The organism is Leuconostoc lactis (assembly GCF_007954625.1).
GTDB classification, from domain to species: domain Bacteria; phylum Bacillota; class Bacilli; order Lactobacillales; family Lactobacillaceae; genus Leuconostoc; species Leuconostoc lactis_A.
In genome coordinates, this window is sequence record NZ_CP042423.1 from 57026 (window position 1) to 76278 (window position 19253).

Annotated in this window: 17 protein-coding genes and 6 pseudogenes; 8 read left to right on the forward strand and 15 right to left on the reverse strand. The window is 35.7% G+C overall.

Features of this window, described 5'->3' with window-relative positions:
• Nucleotides 1-388: 388 nt before the first annotated feature.
• From FGL80_RS09355 to FGL80_RS08930, 5 genes are all read right to left on the reverse strand, one after another.
• Nucleotides 389-670 carry a hypothetical protein gene (locus FGL80_RS09355; protein WP_425280895.1) on the reverse strand — a complete coding sequence of 94 codons (282 nt, stop codon included), beginning with the start codon at nucleotides 668-670 and terminating at the stop codon, nucleotides 389-391.
• Nucleotides 664-816, reverse strand: coding sequence for a hypothetical protein (locus FGL80_RS09360; RefSeq protein WP_425280896.1), 153 nt, complete (start codon nucleotides 814-816; stop codon nucleotides 664-666). The genes FGL80_RS09355 and FGL80_RS09360 overlap by 7 nt, the downstream gene beginning before the upstream one ends.
• A 29-nt stretch (nucleotides 817-845) precedes the next feature.
• Complete coding sequence (locus FGL80_RS09365; RefSeq protein ID WP_425280897.1) at nucleotides 846-1529, reverse strand: replication initiation protein; 684 nt, start codon at nucleotides 1527-1529, stop codon at nucleotides 846-848.
• Nucleotides 1530-2029: 500 nt separating this feature from the next.
• Nucleotides 2030-3265 (reverse strand): MobV family relaxase, encoded by a 1236-nt coding sequence (gene mobV / locus FGL80_RS08925; RefSeq protein WP_147002030.1) that lies wholly within the window; start codon nucleotides 3263-3265, stop codon nucleotides 2030-2032.
• Nucleotides 3266-3688: 423 nt separating this feature from the next.
• On the reverse strand, nucleotides 3689-4102 hold the full coding sequence (locus tag FGL80_RS08930; protein ID WP_147002035.1) for a helix-turn-helix domain-containing protein: 414 nt from the start codon (nucleotides 4100-4102) through the stop codon (nucleotides 3689-3691).
• Between the two features lie 377 nt (nucleotides 4103-4479).
• Between FGL80_RS08930 and FGL80_RS08935 the strand changes: the two are divergent.
• The 4 genes and pseudogenes from FGL80_RS08935 to FGL80_RS08950 all read left to right on the forward strand — a co-directional run bounded on the left by FGL80_RS08935 (nucleotide 4480) and on the right by FGL80_RS08950 (nucleotide 7896).
• Nucleotides 4480-6334: pseudogene (locus FGL80_RS08935) on the forward strand (heavy metal translocating P-type ATPase).
• 63 nt (nucleotides 6335-6397) lie between these two features.
• The gene (locus tag FGL80_RS08940; protein ID WP_004909683.1) at nucleotides 6398-6634 is read left to right on the forward strand and encodes a heavy-metal-associated domain-containing protein; all 237 of its coding nucleotides are present in this window, start codon (nucleotides 6398-6400) and stop codon (nucleotides 6632-6634) included.
• Nucleotide 6635: 1 nt separating this feature from the next.
• Nucleotides 6636-7187 (forward strand): Dps family protein, encoded by a 552-nt coding sequence (locus tag FGL80_RS08945; RefSeq protein ID WP_042493564.1) that lies wholly within the window; start codon nucleotides 6636-6638, stop codon nucleotides 7185-7187.
• A 16-nt stretch (nucleotides 7188-7203) separates the two neighbouring features.
• Nucleotides 7204-7896: a Crp/Fnr family transcriptional regulator gene (locus tag FGL80_RS08950; protein ID WP_147002031.1), complete on the forward strand. Its 693-nt coding sequence runs from the start codon at nucleotides 7204-7206 to the stop codon at nucleotides 7894-7896.
• Between the two features lie 171 nt (nucleotides 7897-8067).
• Here FGL80_RS08950 and FGL80_RS09215 read toward each other — a convergent pair.
• From FGL80_RS09215 to FGL80_RS08970, 4 genes and pseudogenes are all read right to left on the reverse strand, one after another.
• Nucleotides 8068-8205 (reverse strand): annotated as a pseudogene (locus FGL80_RS09215) (site-specific integrase); the annotation flags it as partial.
• A gap of 195 nt (nucleotides 8206-8400) precedes the next feature.
• Nucleotides 8401-9309, reverse strand: coding sequence for a magnesium transporter CorA family protein (locus FGL80_RS08960; protein ID WP_147002032.1), 909 nt, complete (start codon nucleotides 9307-9309; stop codon nucleotides 8401-8403).
• A gap of 160 nt (nucleotides 9310-9469) precedes the next feature.
• Nucleotides 9470-9656: pseudogene (locus FGL80_RS08965) on the reverse strand (transposase); the annotation flags it as partial.
• Between the two features lie 48 nt (nucleotides 9657-9704).
• On the reverse strand, nucleotides 9705-10295 hold the full coding sequence (locus FGL80_RS08970) for a site-specific integrase (RefSeq protein ID WP_048801727.1): 591 nt from the start codon (nucleotides 10293-10295) through the stop codon (nucleotides 9705-9707).
• Between the two features lie 230 nt (nucleotides 10296-10525).
• On the opposite strand from FGL80_RS08970, the gene FGL80_RS08975 reads away from it, so the two are divergent.
• The gene (locus FGL80_RS08975; RefSeq protein WP_147002036.1) at nucleotides 10526-10792 is read left to right on the forward strand and encodes a hypothetical protein; all 267 of its coding nucleotides are present in this window, start codon (nucleotides 10526-10528) and stop codon (nucleotides 10790-10792) included.
• Between the two features lie 38 nt (nucleotides 10793-10830).
• Here FGL80_RS08975 and FGL80_RS08980 read toward each other — a convergent pair whose 3' ends face one another.
• The 6 genes and pseudogenes from FGL80_RS08980 to FGL80_RS09005 all read right to left on the reverse strand — a co-directional run bounded on the left by FGL80_RS08980 (nucleotide 10831) and on the right by FGL80_RS09005 (nucleotide 16124).
• Nucleotides 10831-11421, reverse strand: a complete 591-nt coding sequence (locus FGL80_RS08980; RefSeq protein ID WP_029510472.1) for a helix-turn-helix domain-containing protein — start codon at nucleotides 11419-11421, stop codon at nucleotides 10831-10833.
• Between the two features lie 122 nt (nucleotides 11422-11543).
• Nucleotides 11544-11807: pseudogene (locus tag FGL80_RS08985) on the reverse strand (type I restriction endonuclease subunit R); the annotation flags it as partial.
• A gap of 31 nt (nucleotides 11808-11838) precedes the next feature.
• Nucleotides 11839-12405: a helix-turn-helix domain-containing protein gene (locus FGL80_RS08990; protein WP_147002033.1), complete on the reverse strand. Its 567-nt coding sequence runs from the start codon at nucleotides 12403-12405 to the stop codon at nucleotides 11839-11841.
• The gene (locus tag FGL80_RS08995; protein ID WP_147002034.1) at nucleotides 12398-13552 is read right to left on the reverse strand and encodes a RepB family plasmid replication initiator protein; all 1155 of its coding nucleotides are present in this window, start codon (nucleotides 13550-13552) and stop codon (nucleotides 12398-12400) included. The genes FGL80_RS08990 and FGL80_RS08995 overlap by 8 nt, the downstream gene beginning before the upstream one ends.
• Before the next feature lie 500 nt (nucleotides 13553-14052).
• A complete protein-coding gene (gene mobV, locus FGL80_RS09000; RefSeq protein WP_147002030.1) occupies nucleotides 14053-15288 on the reverse strand; it encodes a MobV family relaxase in 1236 nt (411 codons plus the stop codon).
• A gap of 422 nt (nucleotides 15289-15710) precedes the next feature.
• Entirely contained in the window at nucleotides 15711-16124 is a 414-nt protein-coding gene (locus FGL80_RS09005) for a helix-turn-helix domain-containing protein (RefSeq protein WP_147002035.1), read from the reverse strand.
• Nucleotides 16125-16501: 377 nt separating this feature from the next.
• Here FGL80_RS09005 and FGL80_RS09270 point away from each other — a divergent pair.
• The 3 genes and pseudogenes from FGL80_RS09270 (at nucleotide 16502) to FGL80_RS09020 (ending at nucleotide 19206) form a co-directional block, all read left to right on the forward strand.
• A pseudogene (locus FGL80_RS09270) lies at nucleotides 16502-18354 on the forward strand (heavy metal translocating P-type ATPase).
• A gap of 63 nt (nucleotides 18355-18417) precedes the next feature.
• Nucleotides 18418-18654 (forward strand): heavy-metal-associated domain-containing protein, encoded by a 237-nt coding sequence (locus FGL80_RS09015; RefSeq protein ID WP_004909683.1) that lies wholly within the window; start codon nucleotides 18418-18420, stop codon nucleotides 18652-18654.
• Between the two features lies 1 nt (nucleotide 18655).
• Nucleotides 18656-19206 (forward strand): annotated as a pseudogene (locus tag FGL80_RS09020) (Dps family protein).
• Nucleotides 19207-19253 lie beyond the last annotated feature (47 nt).

The window sequence follows — 19253 nt, forward strand, 5'->3', positions numbered from 1 at the left end:
TCAAGTCCTTGATTTCTGCTTTGTATTCCTCTAGCAGCTTTTTGTCTTGCAAGGCTAACCGTTGTTGCTGGTCTAGTAAGTTTTGCTTTCTATTTGCGAATCTTTATTTCTATGCTTATCCTTAACTGAATTTTAACTCTATCTTAATTCATCAAGTTCACTTTTTGTTGTGCACTATCCTCTTTTTCGTTGTCATTTGTCTGTTGTTGACTTTGATCTGTTTGTCGACTTCGACCTTATAATGCTGTTCTTCTAAGATAACAACATATACCTTTTGTTTGTTTGCCTTGTTTTGTTTGTCACGACTTTATATGATATTGTATTGCCTGTTTGAAACACCTAACTCCTCAGCGAGTTCTCGAATTGTTTTTAAATTTTCACTCATGATCTATATCCTGCCTTTTAACGATTGGTAGATACTGTTCAATCGATTTTTTAAGATACTTAGCAATATTCTTTTCGAATAGTCATCTTGTTTATCTCTGATATAGGCTAAGTGTTCTTTCACGCCCTTTAAACCACGTAATTCTTTTAATTCGTCATAAAGTGGATATACATTTTTCTGTAACCCTGACAAAATAGTCGTATCCGTTAAATCAATATATGACAATAAAAACTGCTCCATAAGTAACTTTGTGTAGGGACTTTTTATTGCCTTAACAGTCAACATATCTTCTGTTTCTTCTTGACGAATCTTGCCTCGATATAAACGGGATCATCCTGTTTATAACTACTATCAGCCGCAACTTGTTTTTTAGTAATGTGAAAGACAATGCTATCAATGCTGCGTCCTTTTTTAACTTTCTCGTGCGTCACGTTAAAAGTTGTATGAGCATTGATTTCTTTTAAAGAGTTTTCAAGATATAGCTCTCAAACCTATCAAACCTCTGGTACTCATTAACAGTATCAGTCATTTCTCGCAACTCTCGAATGCCGATTTTGGGATTACGATAGCTTTCTACTTGTTCTTTTCGTCGTCCACCTTTAACGCTGTAGTGATCATATTGGTTGTAATTCATTGATAACCAGCGATACAAAATAATTGCATACTTACTATTCAATTCTGCAATATCTGACAAGGCATGTTGGGTGAAATTGGTTTTGAGCTTGATTAAGTAAGGCATGATTTCACGATGAAATTCAATTTTTACTTCGTCACTATAATCCGTCCATTCCACATAAGGGATTGGCACAATACTAACAAACTTAAACCCTTTATCTTGTTCTTTTTTAATCTGAAAAAAAGCTTGTTTCTGCATTTTTTCAATCGCTTGTTTAAAGCGACTGTTCTTATCATTATCATTGACTTTAAAAAAAGCAAACATTTCTTGCTTTGATAAATACACTGTTTGATCTTGAGGTGGATTGTCGGTATCAATTAAAGACACCGCTAGTTCAAACATTTTGAGGGGTGTTTTATCCATCTTGGCAATGGATGTGATTAAACTATTATGTTCGACGACTTTTCGTTTTGATAACTCATTCAAGGTGTGTACCTGCCTTGTCTTTGATTCTGGTATAATTGACATATAAATACGCTCCTTTGGGCGTGTTGTTGGATAAGCATAAAGAAAAACTTTTAGACGGGAATTTCTTTATGCTTTTATTGTATCACCATGTACCACAATTTATTTTTATCTTTGTGGGGTATACACAGTTTTTTTGTGGGGTATACACAGTTTTTTTGTGGGGTATACACAGTTTTTTTGTGGGGTATTATCCTGTTAAACCTTGATAATACTGACTTTATAACTGCGCAAAAGAACAAAAGATTAAAATATAAAAGATAAACTTATAATAGGCTTCGCCTTTTTACTGAATTAATAAAAACAAAACAAAAAGAACACCGTTGTACATAATGTTTGTCCAGAGTGTTCTTTTTGTTTGGAATTATTTTAAATGACGGATTACTGGTCATCTATCATAATTGCCACTTATTACGCCAATAGAGACGTTTTAATTCGTTCAATGATTATTTCTACGTCACATGGCTAAAAACGTTTAGAACGGCAAATAAGCCGGTTTAGCGTTAGAGACTTGGTCCTTTAAAAAGATCACGCGTTAATTCAATGATTCGATTAATCAATGCTTTAACTTGTTCGATACCGCGATCTAATCTACTAGGCGCTATTTTGGTGTCTGGATCTGCTCTAGCTGTCGTCAGTGTTTTTAACCATGACTGGGCTACTTTTTTATTTTTTGTAAGTTCTTCATGATCTAGCTTATAAAGGACATACCGAGCCTCCACATCCGTATGGGCTATCTTGTCGACACCATAATCATTTTTAAGCATGTCTCGCATGGCATAATCCAGCTGTTGCTGTTTTCGCTGTCGCTTCTGAAGCGCTTGATGCGTTTCTTTCAGGTTTTGATAGTCTGCTTGGACGTCTCCTAATTGCGCTTTGACTTGGCCTAATGTTTGCTTGAGTTCTTCCGTCTCATGCTGGCTTTGTAAGGTGGATTTCTTCATCGTGGCTAACACGTTTTTAAAGCGATCTAAGTCATCTGGCTTCAGCACCGTCTTACCAAAGAGGTTTTTAGATAAGGCTTGTTTAAACGCATCAATTTGTTTTTCGGCTAAGTCAACTTCCGTTAAGGCTTGATCCGTGATTTTAAGTACGGCCTGTTTAGCCCTAATATTGTCTTCAACGTCAGCTAGTTCGTTTTTTAAGGCGTTAAACTGATCATTGTATTTTTTGATTTCAGCGACATTCTCAAATGGTAAGGTTTTGTTATTTAAAATCCCTTGTTCATAAAAGGGCAGCACCTTTTTTAAATGTTGATCTAAATCATCATGAAAGGTTTGTAAATCATGGCGTGTGAGTACTTCTTTAGCGGATACTTTATAACGTGACTTTTTATCATCAAAAACGACGGGGACAAAGGCATAGTGCAAGTGAGGGGTTGTCTCGTCATAATGCACCACAGCGGCCACGGCATTTTCTTGACCATAACGTGCATTAAGAAAATTGGTGGTTGCTTCAAAAAAGGCGCTCTGTTGCTCGTAGGGGGCTTCTGTGAGTTCTTCAGGTAAAGTGACTATCCACGTCGCTAACGCCTTCACATCGTCTCTTTTCATGCAATAAACGTTATTTAAACGCGCATTGAAGCGTGAAAGCATATCAGAACCATCCGCCATGAGATCTTGATTCAGATAGGATTTCGACCCATCAATTTCTTTGTTCGTGTGATGGTCGGTTTTACGTTCAAAGTGAACCGCTAAACCAGGGACTGCGCCACGGGTATTTTTCTTTAAATGCGCCATCAAAAATGCCTCCTCAAAAAGGGTTTTCCAAGACCAGTATAACACCGTTAAAAATCTGGTATAGCCTGTTATACCAAAATAATATTTTGGACAGGCTCTGCGAGGCACGTCATCGACAAGCGATGACAGTAGCGTTTCCCCTTCCTACTGGGGAAACTGCTATTTTTTAGCGCCTATTATCCGGCTAGAAAAACCTCCGGCGGGTCACGCCGTGACGGGGCAATTTATCATTGCAGGATCACCTTCAGTGAGAGCATTTCATGCAGAACGCTACCCGCGTGGGGCAAGCTGATGTCAGCTTAACCACATAAAAATAAGTTGAGATAGTATTGGTGTCTATCTCAACTTATTTTGAATGCTAATATAATTCTCCATCGTATTAATTTAAGTCTCAAAGGATTACCAATATTCCCTGTAAGCCAACTACACGCTTTTTTTTGGTAGCAATTTTAATAAATCAACGCTGGTATGGATGATAACCAAGATTGTCAGAATGATATAAAAAGAATTATCTGAGGTGAGCTTGTTTTCAACCATCATATAAATTAATAACATGACGGCGCACAATAAGAAAATAATATTAAGGATAGCATCCGCGATACCTGATACTTTCTTTTCAAGTAATATGTCTTTATAATTTTTATCTTCTCTAATCAGCTCGTCCAATGAAATACTGTATAAATCTGAAATCATAATAATGTTAGAGATATCCGGATAACTTTTCCCACGTTCCCAATTAGATACTGCTTGATACGATACGTGTAAACTTTTAGCCATATCTTCTTGTGACAGTTTTTTGTTTTCACGAATGATTTTTATTTTTTCACCTATTTGCATATGCCAAATTCCCACCATTTATAGTCTTTAATACAGAGCATAGCAAAGTTCAGGTTGATAAGTCACTAAAGTATTGCTTGAGTCTAATGATCTATGCTTTTTAGCTATAAAACATTAGCTATAACTACAACTGTAGTTATAGCTAATGAGTTTAACCAAAATCAATTTGATTCAACATAGTCTCACGGCTGGCTTGATCTAAGCCAAGGTAAGTTAACGTCATAGCTTCACTAGAATGATTCAGTAAGTGCATGACTAAGCCAATATTATAATATTTTTACTTATTTAGAACTATTTCATAAACTTGATGGACGTCAAGTTTATATCTCCCAAAAGTTAATACACTTTAGTTGAACTAAAATTAAGGGAGAAATCATATGCAACATAATATTCTTAAACATAAAAATAAAATTACTAGTATCAGTGGCTTACTCATTGCTTTAGGACTAATCGCACACTTTATTTTTGCCAATACAACAATTTCTAATAGTGCTTTTATTATAGCTTCGATATTAGGCGTTACCCCCATTTCTTTACAGGCTTATCAGGCTATGAAAGTAAAAGTAGTAAGTATTGATGTTTTAGTAACGATAGCGGTCATTGGTGCTCTCTTTATTCAAAATTATGAAGAATCAGCAATTGTTACTTTTTTATTTTTATTTGGATCATATTTAGAACAACGAACACTTAACCAAACACGATCAGCTATTAAAGAGTTGACGGAAATGGCTCCAGAAACTGCTTTTAAGCAATTGACAGGGGGGACAATTTGCAGAAGTAGATATTGATGAAGTAGAAGAAGGGGGACATTCTCCTAGTAAAGACTGGTGCCAAGATTCCCGTAGATGGTAGGGTAACCACTGGAAAAGGATATGTAAATGAGGCTAATATCACAGGTGAATCTTTACCTTTAAAGAAAGAAAAAGACGATGAAGTATTTGCCGGTACTATTATGGACAACGGTACTATTCAAATAGTGGCTGATAGAGTAGGGGAAGATTCTACATTTGGAAAAATTATTGAGTTGGTAGAAGAAGCACAGGATTCTAAATCAGAAGCAGAACGATTCATTGACCAGTTTTCTCGCTGGTATACACCTGCAGTACTTACAATTGGGCTGTTGGTTTGGGTATTAACCAAAGATACAGAACTTGCGATTACCGTATTAGTACTTGGTTGCCCAGGAGCCTTGGTAATTGGTGTACCTGTGTCAAATGTTGCGGGGATAGGAAATGGCGCAAAAAATGGTGTTTTATTTAAAGGTTCTGAAGTGATTAGTCATTTTGCCAATGCAGATACAGTGTTATTCGATAAAACAGGTACCTTAACTGAAGGAAAGCCTGAAGTGAGCGATATTATTTATTATGGAAATAATCAGGAGGAGGATTTATCTCTATTGCTTTCAGTTGAAAGTGAGTCTGATCATCCATTAGCTGTCGCTATTGTAAATAAATTAGCACAATATAAAGTAAGGCCTATAGAAAATACACAGGTTGTAAAAGGTGGGGGGCGTAATTGCTCACGTAGATGGGCACGTTGTTTCAGTAGGAAATAAAACCTTAATGAAACAAGAAAGTATACCGCTATCTGATGATGTTCTTAAAAAAATTGAATTATTTAGAAAGAACCGGTAATTCAATTGTATTAACGGCAGTTGATCATAAGTTAATCATGTTAATGGGTATCCGCGACAAAGTTCGACCAGGTGTTAAGCAGGACTTACAAAAATTAAAATCACTTGGTATTAAAAATCTCATTGTATTATCAGGTGATAACCAAGGTACAGTTAATTCAGTTAAAAAGGAACTAGGTTTAACCGAAGCCCATGGTGATATGCTACCAGAGGACAAACAAGCATTTCTAAAAAGACGACAGGACTCAGGTGAAATAGTTGTTTTTATCGGTGACGGCGTTAATGACAGTCCCTCTCTGGCTACTGCAGAGGTAGGTATAGCTATGGGGAATGGAACAGATGTCGCAATTGAAAGTTCAGATATTGTTTTAATGAATTCTAACTTTAACCGCCTTCCTCATGCTTTAGGCCTAGCAAAAGTAACATATGCGAATATGCGACAAAATATTCTAATTGCTGTTGGCGTCGTGATAATACTATTGGTTAGTTTAATATTTAGTGAATGGATGTCTATGTCAATTGGGATGTTGATTCATGAGGCCAGTATTTTAGTAGTTATTTTAAATGCAATGAGATTAAGAGGTTATCAATTAAGATAATTGATCTATATCAAGTATCTTAAAAAGAATGGCCTATATAATTCATTTAAAGGAGTGATAGATATGACTAAAGCAACATTAAAATTAGAAACATTAACTTGTCCATCATGTTTACAAAAAATCGAACGTGGTTTAAAACAGACTGCTGGTGTAAAAAAAGATTCTGTAAAAGTACTTTTCAATGCGAGTAAGGTAAAAGTGGATTTTGATGAAAATCAGGTCAATTTGAATACAATTGAAAAAGCAATTGAAGACTTAGGATACCCAGTAATTAGTTCAAAAGTAAAGGAAGGTGCATAAAATGACAACGGTAAATGAAAGGCAAGAAAAATTAGCTGCCGAACAAGCATATAAAGAACACATTCATCATACTAAGATTAATTCTGCAGCTGTTACAGATCATATACTTGCTAATATTCATACATTACATGTAAAATTGCATCAATATCATTGGTATGTAAAAGGTAAAAATTTCTATGCATTGCATAATGTTTTTGAAAATTTATATAACGAAAATGAGGCATGGTTTGATAAAATTGCAGAACGTTTACTAGCTTCAGGATTTAAGCCAGCATCAACAACTACTGAATTCCAAGAATTTACAACGATTTCTGAAGATTCTTCGGAAAAATATTACACTGCTGATGAGATGGTCCTACAGATAGTAGAAGATTTTAGATCTAATCGTGAATTTACTATTCGTGCAATTCGCTTAGCACAGGAAGAAGAAAATGATGCTTTGGAAGATTCACTAATTAGTTATAAAGCTTATTTAGACGTAAATATTTGGCAACTTCAAGCATTTATTAATAAGGATGCCTTAGAAGACGATGACTATATAGATAACGATTAATTAGGAGAAAAACGGTATGGCATACCATAATCATCATAGTCATGTAGATTGTATACGTTTAGTGCCGATTTTCAATCATCTCAATGATGAACAAATGCATCTAATTGCTCAATCAGCGAATGAAGTACAATACGTAAAGAATGAGCTATTATTTGGGTTTGGTGATAAAGATGACACATTATATATCATAAACAATGGACGTGTACGTATTTATAGCCTAAGTGAGTCTGGTCGTGAGCAAACCATACGTATCCTACATCCGGGTGATTTTATGGGGGAAGTTGCTGTTTTACAGACTGAAGGTTATCATTCGAATTATGCTGAAGCAATATCGGAAACAAGTATTTGTAGGATTCATAAAAAGGATTTAGATCAATATTTAGATCGCTATCCAGAAATCATGCGACGAATATTATCGGATATTACAAAACGGCTACAGTTATCAGAAAAACAAACTGTGCAAGTCAGTATTGAACCTGTTGAAGCTCGAATTATTGATTTTCTATCAGAAAATGTTGAAGATGAAAAAAACCATACTTATGTGACTTTACCCATGTCAAAAAAAGATTTGGCTACTTACCTGGGGACAACTCCAGAAACAATAAGCCGTAAGTTCTCATCATTGGAAGAGAGAGGTCTAATTAAACGGCATACCCAAAAATGTGTTGAGATATTTGATTTAGATGAATTATTATTTGTATCAAGTTAAGTCGATTTATACTTAAAAATAAGGATATTGATTTGAATGCATACCAAACATTAATTGCAGTCCAAGCAGCCATTGGTTGATATATCAATTTTTATAATCGCAATCGTATCTCAATTATCACTAAGTAACTGAATAAAAATAGTCCAATTATTCAGTATGCTTTTGATGGAATTATCCAAAATCAATTTGATCTAACATAGTCTCACGACTAGCTTGATCCAGACCAAGATAAGTAAGCGCCTGTTTTACGCATGGTGTGTGCCTAGCATAGTTGATACCTAATAGATCACCAACACGTGACAAGACCCGGGTTGACCCCAGAGCATAGGGCAGAAAATCCAGTAGCGAACGGTTTTTGTTCGTTACTGGATTTTTTGTCTTATGTGGCCGGGGTCAGGGTCGTCGGAGCGTATTTCAGAAGCCGAAGGGTGCTCAAAATAGCATAACTGCTCAACTATACACATTCCAAAAAAGTCCCCCACCCAGCAGCAAGTCACTCACCCATCACATCTTCCGCCAGACCTTCAGCATAATCAGCATCGCCACAATCAAGGCGACAGAAATCCCCAAAGTCAGCATCCAAGCATATTGCATCCCGGCTAACGGGAGTTTCACGTTCATCCCATAGAATCCGGTAATGATCGTTGGCACAGCCATGGTCAGTGACCAAATTGTCAAAAATTTCATTGTATCGTTCAGGTTGTTATTAGCAAGGCTGTTGAAGGTATGATCGATTCGGTCAACGACTTGGGTTTCAATCTCAAACATCCGTTGGACCTGTTCTCCTTCAATGTGCACGTCTTCGAATAAATCAATTTTATCTTGGTCAGCACCGACACCAAAATGGGTCTTTGGCAAACGATCGAGTTCACTGAGATTGATTTGGACCGCGCTGGACAAAAAGGTCAACGTCTGTTGAAGATATGAAAGTGAAACCAAGTCACTGTTCTTCGTCTTCCGGTTCAACATTTTATCCAAATAGTTGCGTTTCTTGGTAATGGCGCGAGAAATTGGGATAAAGCTGTCAACAACTGTAAACAGTGTTTCCAGAATAAATGCATCGACGCTCTTAACCTCGGGATTATCCAATGCCGAGTAAAGTGCCCTGTTGACTTCAGGTATGTCGCTTTGATTAAACGTGAATAAAACGCCCTTATGGAGCAACATGCCAAATGGCTGGGTAATGTATCTCAGCGCATCTTTGTCGAGGGCATACGGCGCCAGAAAGATGAATAATTGGTCGTCCTCATTGATATCATAAACATAATTAGTACTTTCATCATTATCAGTGACGTACTCAATAATATCTTCATCGATGCCATACTGATCTTCGAGGGTTGCCCGTTCTTCGGCATTGATTTGAATCGTTTCAATCCATTTGGTTCCATTGATTGTCTTTTCGGGTTTGATCATTTAGTAATTCCCCTGTTAGTTATTGACCTCTATTCTAGACTAAAAGAAAAGAAGCTGCAGACAAATTTTTAAATTGTCAACGACTCCCAACTGCTAAACACTTTTATAAAGAATATGACGGAAACCTACTTATTTTTTATAAAGGTCTTTAAGAAGCTGTTTAGTATCTTTTAAGAAGTAGTCTGATAAAAGCTAACGAAACCATCATGAGACTAGTGTTGAGCTTACGCTCACAGTTACGCCATAAACGGTGATAATTTCCCAACCAACTAAATGAACGTTCAATGAGCCACCGTTGGGGGGATAACCGAAAATTGGTGTAACTCATTTCTTTTAACGACGATTACCTTGGCTGACGTTAAACTGCTAATCTCATTAGCAAAATTTTTTATAGGTTAACCAAAATCAATTTGATCTAACATCGTTTCACGACTAGCTTGGTCTAACCCAAGATAAGTCAGTGTCATGGCTTCACTTGAGTGATTCAATAAATGCATGACTAAGCCAATGTTGTAGTTTGATTGTGTATAGACGCGATAAGCACCTGTTTTACGCATAGTGTGCGTGCCTAAATAGTTGATACCTAGTAGATCACCAACACGCGCCATCACTTTATAAAACTGTTTCTCGGTGATATGGCGATCATGATGGGCTGTCGAGGGGAATAACCACTCAGAATTGATATTTTCTTGGACCAGCCAATCATGATATTGCAACAAGTCTTGCTGAACAGGCTTTAAATATAACGTGTTTGCTTTGCCAGTCTTTTTATCATGAATAAAGGCTGTATTTTTGACAGAGCCGTCTGGATTATAGACATCTGCTTTTTTCAATGTCATGACATCACTCACACGTAGTAGCGTGGCCTTACCAACTTGAAAAACTGTGTAATTTCGGCGACCAGCACGGAAGCTATCGAGAAGTGTATCTTGTACCATCTTTAAAACGTTGGAGTCTTTGATGGGTAGGACAATTTGTTGCGCCATGATTTATATATACCTTTCTGAAATTAAATAATTAAATAAATAATTAATTAAATTGTTTATTTATTGATGACCAGGACCGTATTTCTAAACTTCTTTTACGGTTTATTATATCACTTAACAAAAAAACAGCCCCCATTATCTAATCACTAGATAATGGGGGCTGTTTTAATAGTATTCTTTAGGGGTTATTATATAATTATGGTCCCTGTTTACATTTTTTAAGATAATTTATCCATCATTTTTTCATAGCTATCGACTACATCATAGGTCACCTCGCTATTGAAAATGAAGATTTTAAACTCCGTCAATCAAAGTATTACGAAAACTCTAAAAAACGAAAAGAACGTTCTCGTCGATTAATACAAAAAGGCGCCTTGCTTGAAAAGTATTTTGAGTGTGAACATTTAAGCATTGAAGACACGGAAAGTTTTTCTAAAATGTTTGCCCATGTTGTCAATGAACAAAAACCTGAAAAATGGAAAAAAGAGAACGACTAATTTTGTCGTTCTCTTTTGCTTATTTTTAGGGATTTTTATTATTTAAAAAAATTTGCAATAAATATAGCCATTAAACAAATCAACAGTGTAAGACCTGCATAGCCTAAAACAATAATCCCTTTTTCAATCCGTGTTCTTCTAGCGTCTCTTTTTTTTCTTAAAACTTCTACATCCTTATTTTGTGAAAATGCTAAAATCTCCTTATAAGTTTTCAAGTCATTATTCCTTTTGAATTTTTCTAAAACAAAAGAACTCCATAACGCAGGTAAAAATAAAGTAACTGGAACTATCCATATAAACTTTGATTCTGGTAATGCTACTACTAAACCAATAGATAGACTGGCTAATATTGTTGAACAAATCATTATTAAAGAATAAATATCAGCTCGTTTAGTAGCTTTGTTATTACTAATCTTCATCTTCATTTCCTCCAAATCTTCTCGAATTAATTCATCTAAAGAAACATTAAATAGAATAGACAACGAAACAATGATTTGTATGTCTGGATATGTTTTGTTATTTTCCCAATTAGATACGGTTTGACGTGAAACAAAAATCTTGTCCGCCAATTGTTCTTGGGAAAGATTATAAATTTTTCGATACTCTCTTATCCGTTTACCTATGTCCATAATGTCTCCTTTCATGAATCTAGCATATCAAGAAGATTGAATTCATTCAGCCTAACGTCTTTTGAAATAAAAATAAAAATAATTTGTCAAAGCTTTTTTACACCTTATGAACATCAGCGCCGTACGGTCCCAACACCACCCGCACCCGCCAACATGAGTTGCGCATCATACGGCGTTTTATTCTTCGTTAGTTCCAACTTCACTTGTTCAAACTCATTATCAGATAACGGGGTATCTTCTAGTCGTTTACGATTGTTGGCATTCAGAATATCTCGCCAATGATCATATAACCGATTGACCGTTACACCAGAATAATCTGTGAGATAGTCCCAACCCTCACTCTTTAACTTCTCAATTACAGCTTGTTCAAATTTATCTTCCGCCATTTAACTAGTCTTCTTTTCTTTTTAGTTGTAACTATTTACCAAAATGCCACCACTTTTTAGGTTTAGGCTGTGACTCCACAGTGTTAGTTTCTGGTTCAGGTTGTTTGTCTGACGTCACTTCTTTTTCACCATCATCATGCGGTGCCATCGTTAAGGCTTTCAAGTCCTTGATTTCTGCTTTGTATTCCTCTAGCAGCTTTTTGTCTTGCAAAGCTAACCGTTGTTGCTGGTCTAGTAAGTTTTGCATTTGAGCTATTTGCGAATCTTTATTTTCTAGTTGCTTATCCTTAACTGCTAATTGTTTATCTCTATTTTTCTTAACTTCATCAAGTTCACTAATTAAATAGTTGTGGATATCCCACTTTGTCTCTTTGTCTGTTTGTTTGTCATTTGTCTGTTTATTTGTCTTGATTTTGTTTGTCTGTTTGTCGACCTTCGACCTTATAAAATGCTGTTCTTCTAAAGATAAAACAACTATACCTTTGTCGTTTGTTTGCCTTGTTTTGTTTGTCAGCGACTTTATATGATATTGTATTGCCTGTTTTGAAACACCTAACTCCTCAGCGAGTTCTCGAATTGTTTTTAAATTTTCACTCATGATCTATATCCTGCCTTTTAACGATTGGTAGATACTGTTCAATCGATTTTTTAAGATACTTAGCAATATTCTTTTTCGAATAGTCATCTTGTTTATCTCTGATATAGGCTAAGTGTTCTTTCACGCCCTTTAAACCACGTAATTCTTTTAATTCGTCATAAAGTGGATATACATTTTTCTGTAACCCTGACAAAATAGTCGTATCCGTTAAATCAATATATGACAATAAAAACTGCTCCATAAGTAACTTTGTGTAGGGACTTTTTATTGCCTTAACAGTCAACATATCTTCTGTTTCTTCTTGACGAATCTTGCCCTCGATATAAACGGGATCATCCTGTTTATAACTACTATCAGCCGCAACTTGTTTTTTAGTAATGTGAAAGACAATGCTATCAATGCTGCGTCCTTTTTTAACTTTCTCGTGCGTCACGTTAAAAGTTGTATGAGCATTGATTTCTTTTAAAGAGTTTTTCAAGATATAGCTCTCAAACCTATCAAACCTCTGGTACTCATTAACAGTATCAGTCATTTCTCGCAACTCTCGAATGCCGATTTTGGGATTACGATAGCTTTCTACTTGTTCTTTTCGTCGTCCACCTTTAACGCTGTAGTGATCATATTGGTTGTAATTCATTGATAACCAGCGATACAAAATAATTGCATACTTACTATTCAATTCTGCAATATCTGACAAGGCATGTTGGGTGAAATTGGTTTTGAGCTTGATTAAGTAAGGCATGATTTCACGATGAAATTCAATTTTTACTTCGTCACTATAATCCGTCCATTCCACATAAGGGATTGGCACAATACTAACAAACTTAAACCCTTTATCTTGTTCTTTTTTAATCTGAAAAAAAGCTTGTTTCTGCATTTTTTCAATCGCTTGTTTAAAGCGACTGTTCTTATCATTATCATTGACTTTAAAAAAAGCAAACATTTCTTGCTTTGATAAATACACTGTTTGATCTTGAGGTGGATTGTCGGTATCAATTAAAGACACCGCTAGTTCAAACATTTTGAGGGGTGTTTTATCCATCTTGGCAATGGATGTGATTAAACTATTATGTTCGACGACTTTTCGTTTTGATAACTCATTCAAGGTGTGTACCTGCCTTGTCTTTGATTCTGGTATAATTGACATATAAATACGCTCCTTTGGGCGTGTTGTTGGATAAGCATAAAGAAAAACTTTTAGACGGGAATTTCTTTATGCTTTTATTGTATCACCATGTACCACAATTTATTTTTATCTTTGTGGGGTATACACAGTTTTTTTGTGGGGTATACACAGTTTTTTTGTGGGGTATACACAGTTTTTTTGTGGGGTATTATCCTGTTAAACCTTGATAATACTGACTTTATAACTGCGCAAAAGAACAAAAGATTAAAATATAAAAGATAAACTTATAATAGGCTTCGCCTTTTTACTGAATTAATAAAAACAAAACAAAAAGAACACCGTTGTACATAATGTTTGTCCAGAGTGTTCTTTTTGTTTGGAATTATTTTAAATGACGGATTACTGGTCATCTATCATAATTGCCACTTATTACGCCAATAGAGACGTTTTAATTCGTTCAATGATTATTTCTACGTCACATGGCTAAAAACGTTTAGAACGGCAAATAAGCCGGTTTAGCGTTAGAGACTTGGTCCTTTAAAAAGATCACGCGTTAATTCAATGATTCGATTAATCAATGCTTTAACTTGTTCGATACCGCGATCTAATCTACTAGGCGCTATTTTGGTGTCTGGATCTGCTCTAGCTGTCGTCAGTGTTTTTAACCATGACTGGGCTACTTTTTTATTTTTTGTAAGTTCTTCATGATCTAGCTTATAAAGGACATACCGAGCCTCCACATCCGTATGGGCTATCTTGTCGACACCATAATCATTTTTAAGCATGTCTCGCATGGCATAATCCAGCTGTTGCTGTTTTCGCTGTCGCTTCTGAAGCGCTTGATGCGTTTCTTTCAGGTTTTGATAGTCTGCTTGGACGTCTCCTAATTGCGCTTTGACTTGGCCTAATGTTTGCTTGAGTTCTTCCGTCTCATGCTGGCTTTGTAAGGTGGATTTCTTCATCGTGGCTAACACGTTTTTAAAGCGATCTAAGTCATCTGGCTTCAGCACCGTCTTACCAAAGAGGTTTTTAGATAAGGCTTGTTTAAACGCATCAATTTGTTTTTCGGCTAAGTCAACTTCCGTTAAGGCTTGATCCGTGATTTTAAGTACGGCCTGTTTAGCCCTAATATTGTCTTCAACGTCAGCTAGTTCGTTTTTTAAGGCGTTAAACTGATCATTGTATTTTTTGATTTCAGCGACATTCTCAAATGGTAAGGTTTTGTTATTTAAAATCCCTTGTTCATAAAAGGGCAGCACCTTTTTTAAATGTTGATCTAAATCATCATGAAAGGTTTGTAAATCATGGCGTGTGAGTACTTCTTTAGCGGATACTTTATAACGTGACTTTTTATCATCAAAAACGACGGGGACAAAGGCATAGTGCAAGTGAGGGGTTGTCTCGTCATAATGCACCACAGCGGCCACGGCATTTTCTTGACCATAACGTGCATTAAGAAAATTGGTGGTTGCTTCAAAAAAGGCGCTCTGTTGCTCGTAGGGGGCTTCTGTGAGTTCTTCAGGTAAAGTGACTATCCACGTCGCTAACGCCTTCACATCGTCTCTTTTCATGCAATAAACGTTATTTAAACGCGCATTGAAGCGTGAAAGCATATCAGAACCATCCGCCATGAGATCTTGATTCAGATAGGATTTCGACCCATCAATTTCTTTGTTCGTGTGATGGTCGGTTTTACGTTCAAAGTGAACCGCTAAACCAGGGACTGCGCCACGGGTATTTTTCTTTAAATGCGCCATCAAAAATGCCTCCTCAAAAAGGGTTTTCCAAGACCAGTATAACACCGTTAAAAATCTGGTATAGCCTGTTATACCAAAATAATATTTTGGACAGGCTCTGCGAGGCACGTCATCGACAAGCGATGACAGTAGCGTTTCCCCTTCCTACTGGGGAAACTGCTATTTTTTAGCGCCTATTATCCGGCTAGAAAAACCTCCGGCGGGTCACGCCGTGACGGGGCAATTTATCATTGCAGGATCACCTTCAGTGAGAGCATTTCATGCAGAACGCTACCCGCGTGGGCAAGCTGATGTCAGCTTAACCACATAAAAATAAGTTGAGATAGTATTGGTGTCTATCTCAACTTATTTTGAATGCTAATATAATTCTCCATCGTATTAATTTAAGTCTCAAAGGATTACCAATATTCCCTGTAAGCCAACTACACGCTTTTTTTTGGTAGCAATTTTAATAAATCAACGCTGGTATGGATGATAACCAAGATTGTCAGAATGATATAAAAAGAATTATCTGAGGTGAGCTTGTTTTCAACCATCATATAAATTAATAACATGACGGCGCACAATAAGAAAATAATATTAAGGATAGCATCCGCGATACCTGATACTTTCTTTTCAAGTAATATGTCTTTATAATTTTTATCTTCTCTAATCAGCTCGTCCAATGAAATACTGTATAAATCTGAAATCATAATAATGTTAGAGATATCCGGATAACTTTTCCCACGTTCCCAATTAGATACTGCTTGATACGATACGTGTAAACTTTTAGCCATATCTTCTTGTGACAGTTTTTTGTTTTCACGAATGATTTTTATTTTTTCACCTATTTGCATATGCCAAATTCCCACCATTTATAGTCTTTAATACAGAGCATAGCAAAGTTCAGGTTGATAAGTCACTAAAGTATTGCTTGAGTCTAATGATCTATGCTTTTTAGCTATAAAACATTAGCTATAACTACAACTGTAGTTATAGCTAATGAGTTTAACCAAAATCAATTTGATTCAACATAGTCTCACGGCTGGCTTGATCTAAGCCAAGGTAAGTTAACGTCATAGCTTCACTAGAATGATTCAGTAAGTGCATGACTAAGCCAATATTATAATATTTTTACTTATTTAGAACTATTTCATAAACTTGATGGACGTCAAGTTTATATCTCCCAAAAGTTAATACACTTTAGTTGAACTAAAATTAAGGGAGAAATCATATGCAACATAATATTCTTAAACATAAAAATAAAATTACTAGTATCAGTGGCTTACTCATTGCTTTAGGACTAATCGCACACTTTATTTTTGCCAATACAACAATTTCTAATAGTGCTTTTATTATAGCTTCGATATTAGGCGTTACCCCCATTTCTTTACAGGCTTATCAGGCTATGAAAGTAAAAGTAGTAAGTATTGATGTTTTAGTAACGATAGCGGTCATTGGTGCTCTCTTTATTCAAAATTATGAAGAATCAGCAATTGTTACTTTTTTATTTTTATTTGGATCATATTTAGAACAACGAACACTTAACCAAACACGATCAGCTATTAAAGAGTTGACGGAAATGGCTCCAGAAACTGCTTTTAAGCAATTGACAGGGGGACAATTTGCAGAAGTAGATATTGATGAAGTAGAAGAAGGGGACATTCTCCTAGTAAAGACTGGTGCCAAGATTCCCGTAGATGGTAGGGTAACCACTGGAAAAGGATATGTAAATGAGGCTAATATCACAGGTGAATCTTTACCTTTAAAGAAAGAAAAAGACGATGAAGTATTTGCCGGTACTATTATGGACAACGGTACTATTCAAATAGTGGCTGATAGAGTAGGGGAAGATTCTACATTTGGAAAAATTATTGAGTTGGTAGAAGAAGCACAGGATTCTAAATCAGAAGCAGAACGATTCATTGACCAGTTTTCTCGCTGGTATACACCTGCAGTACTTACAATTGGGCTGTTGGTTTGGGTATTAACCAAAGATACAGAACTTGCGATTACCGTATTAGTACTTGGTTGCCCAGGAGCCTTGGTAATTGGTGTACCTGTGTCAAATGTTGCGGGGGATAGGAAATGGCGCAAAAAATGGTGTTTTATTTAAAGGTTCTGAAGTGATTAGTCATTTTGCCAATGCAGATACAGTGTTATTCGATAAAACAGGTACCTTAACTGAAGGAAAGCCTGAAGTGAGCGATATTATTTATTATGGAAATAATCAGGAGGAGGATTTATCTCTATTGCTTTCAGTTGAAAGTGAGTCTGATCATCCATTAGCTGTCGCTATTGTAAATAAATTAGCACAATATAAAGTAAGGCCTATAGAAAATACACAGGTTGTAAAAGGTGGGGGGCGTAATTGCTCACGTAGATGGGCACGTTGTTTCAGTAGGAAATAAAACCTTAATGAAACAAGAAAGTATACCGCTATCTGATGATGTTCTTAAAAAATTGAATTATTTAGAAAGAACCGGTAATTCAATTGTATTAACGGCAGTTGATCATAAGTTAATCATGTTAATGGGTATCCGCGACAAAGTTCGACCAGGTGTTAAGCAGGACTTACAAAAATTAAAATCACTTGGTATTAAAAATCTCATTGTATTATCAGGTGATAACCAAGGTACAGTTAATTCAGTTAAAAAGGAACTAGGTTTAACCGAAGCCCATGGTGATATGCTACCAGAGGACAAACAAGCATTTCTAAAAAGACGACAGGACTCAGGTGAAATAGTTGTTTTTATCGGTGACGGCGTTAATGACAGTCCCTCTCTGGCTACTGCAGAGGTAGGTATAGCTATGGGGAATGGAACAGATGTCGCAATTGAAAGTTCAGATATTGTTTTAATGAATTCTAACTTTAACCGCCTTCCTCATGCTTTAGGCCTAGCAAAAGTAACATATGCGAATATGCGACAAAATATTCTAATTGCTGTTGGCGTCGTGATAATACTATTGGTTAGTTTAATATTTAGTGAATGGATGTCTATGTCAATTGGGATGTTGATTCATGAGGCCAGTATTTTAGTAGTTATTTTAAATGCAATGAGATTAAGAGGTTATCAATTAAGATAATTGATCTATATCAAGTATCTTAAAAAGAATGGCCTATATAATTCATTTAAAGGAGTGATAGATATGACTAAAGCAACATTAAAATTAGAAACATTAACTTGTCCATCATGTTTACAAAAAATCGAACGTGGTTTAAAACAGACTGCTGGTGTAAAAAAAGATTCTGTAAAAGTACTTTTCAATGCGAGTAAGGTAAAAGTGGATTTTGATGAAAATCAGGTCAATTTGAATACAATTGAAAAAGCAATTGAAGACTTAGGATACCCAGTAATTAGTTCAAAAGTAAAGGAAGGTGCATAAAATGACAACGGTAAATGAAAGGCAAGAAAAATTAGCTGCCGAACAAGCATATAAAGAACACATTCATCATACTAAGATTAATTCTGCAGCTGTTACAGATCATATACTTGCTAATATTCATACATTACATGTAAAATTGCATCAATATCATTGGTATGTAAAAGGTAAAAATTTCTATGCATTGCATAATGTTTTGAAAATTTATATAACGAAAATGAGGCATGGTTTGATAAAATTGCAGAACGTTTACTAGCTTCAGGATTTAAGCCAGCATCAACAACTACTGAATTCCAAGAATTTACAACGATTTCTGAAGATTCTTCGGAAAAATATTACACTGCTGATGAGATGGTCCTACAGATAGTAGAAGATTTTAGATCTAATCGTGAATTTACTATTCGTGCAATTCGCTTAGCACAGGAAGAAGAAAATGATGCTTTGGAAGATTCACTAATTAGTTATAAAGCTTATTTAGACGTAAATATTTGGCAACTTCAAGCATTTATTAATAAGGATGCCTTAGAAGACGATGACTATATAGATAACGATTAATTAGGAGAAAACGGTATGGCATACCATAATCATCATAGTCATGTAGA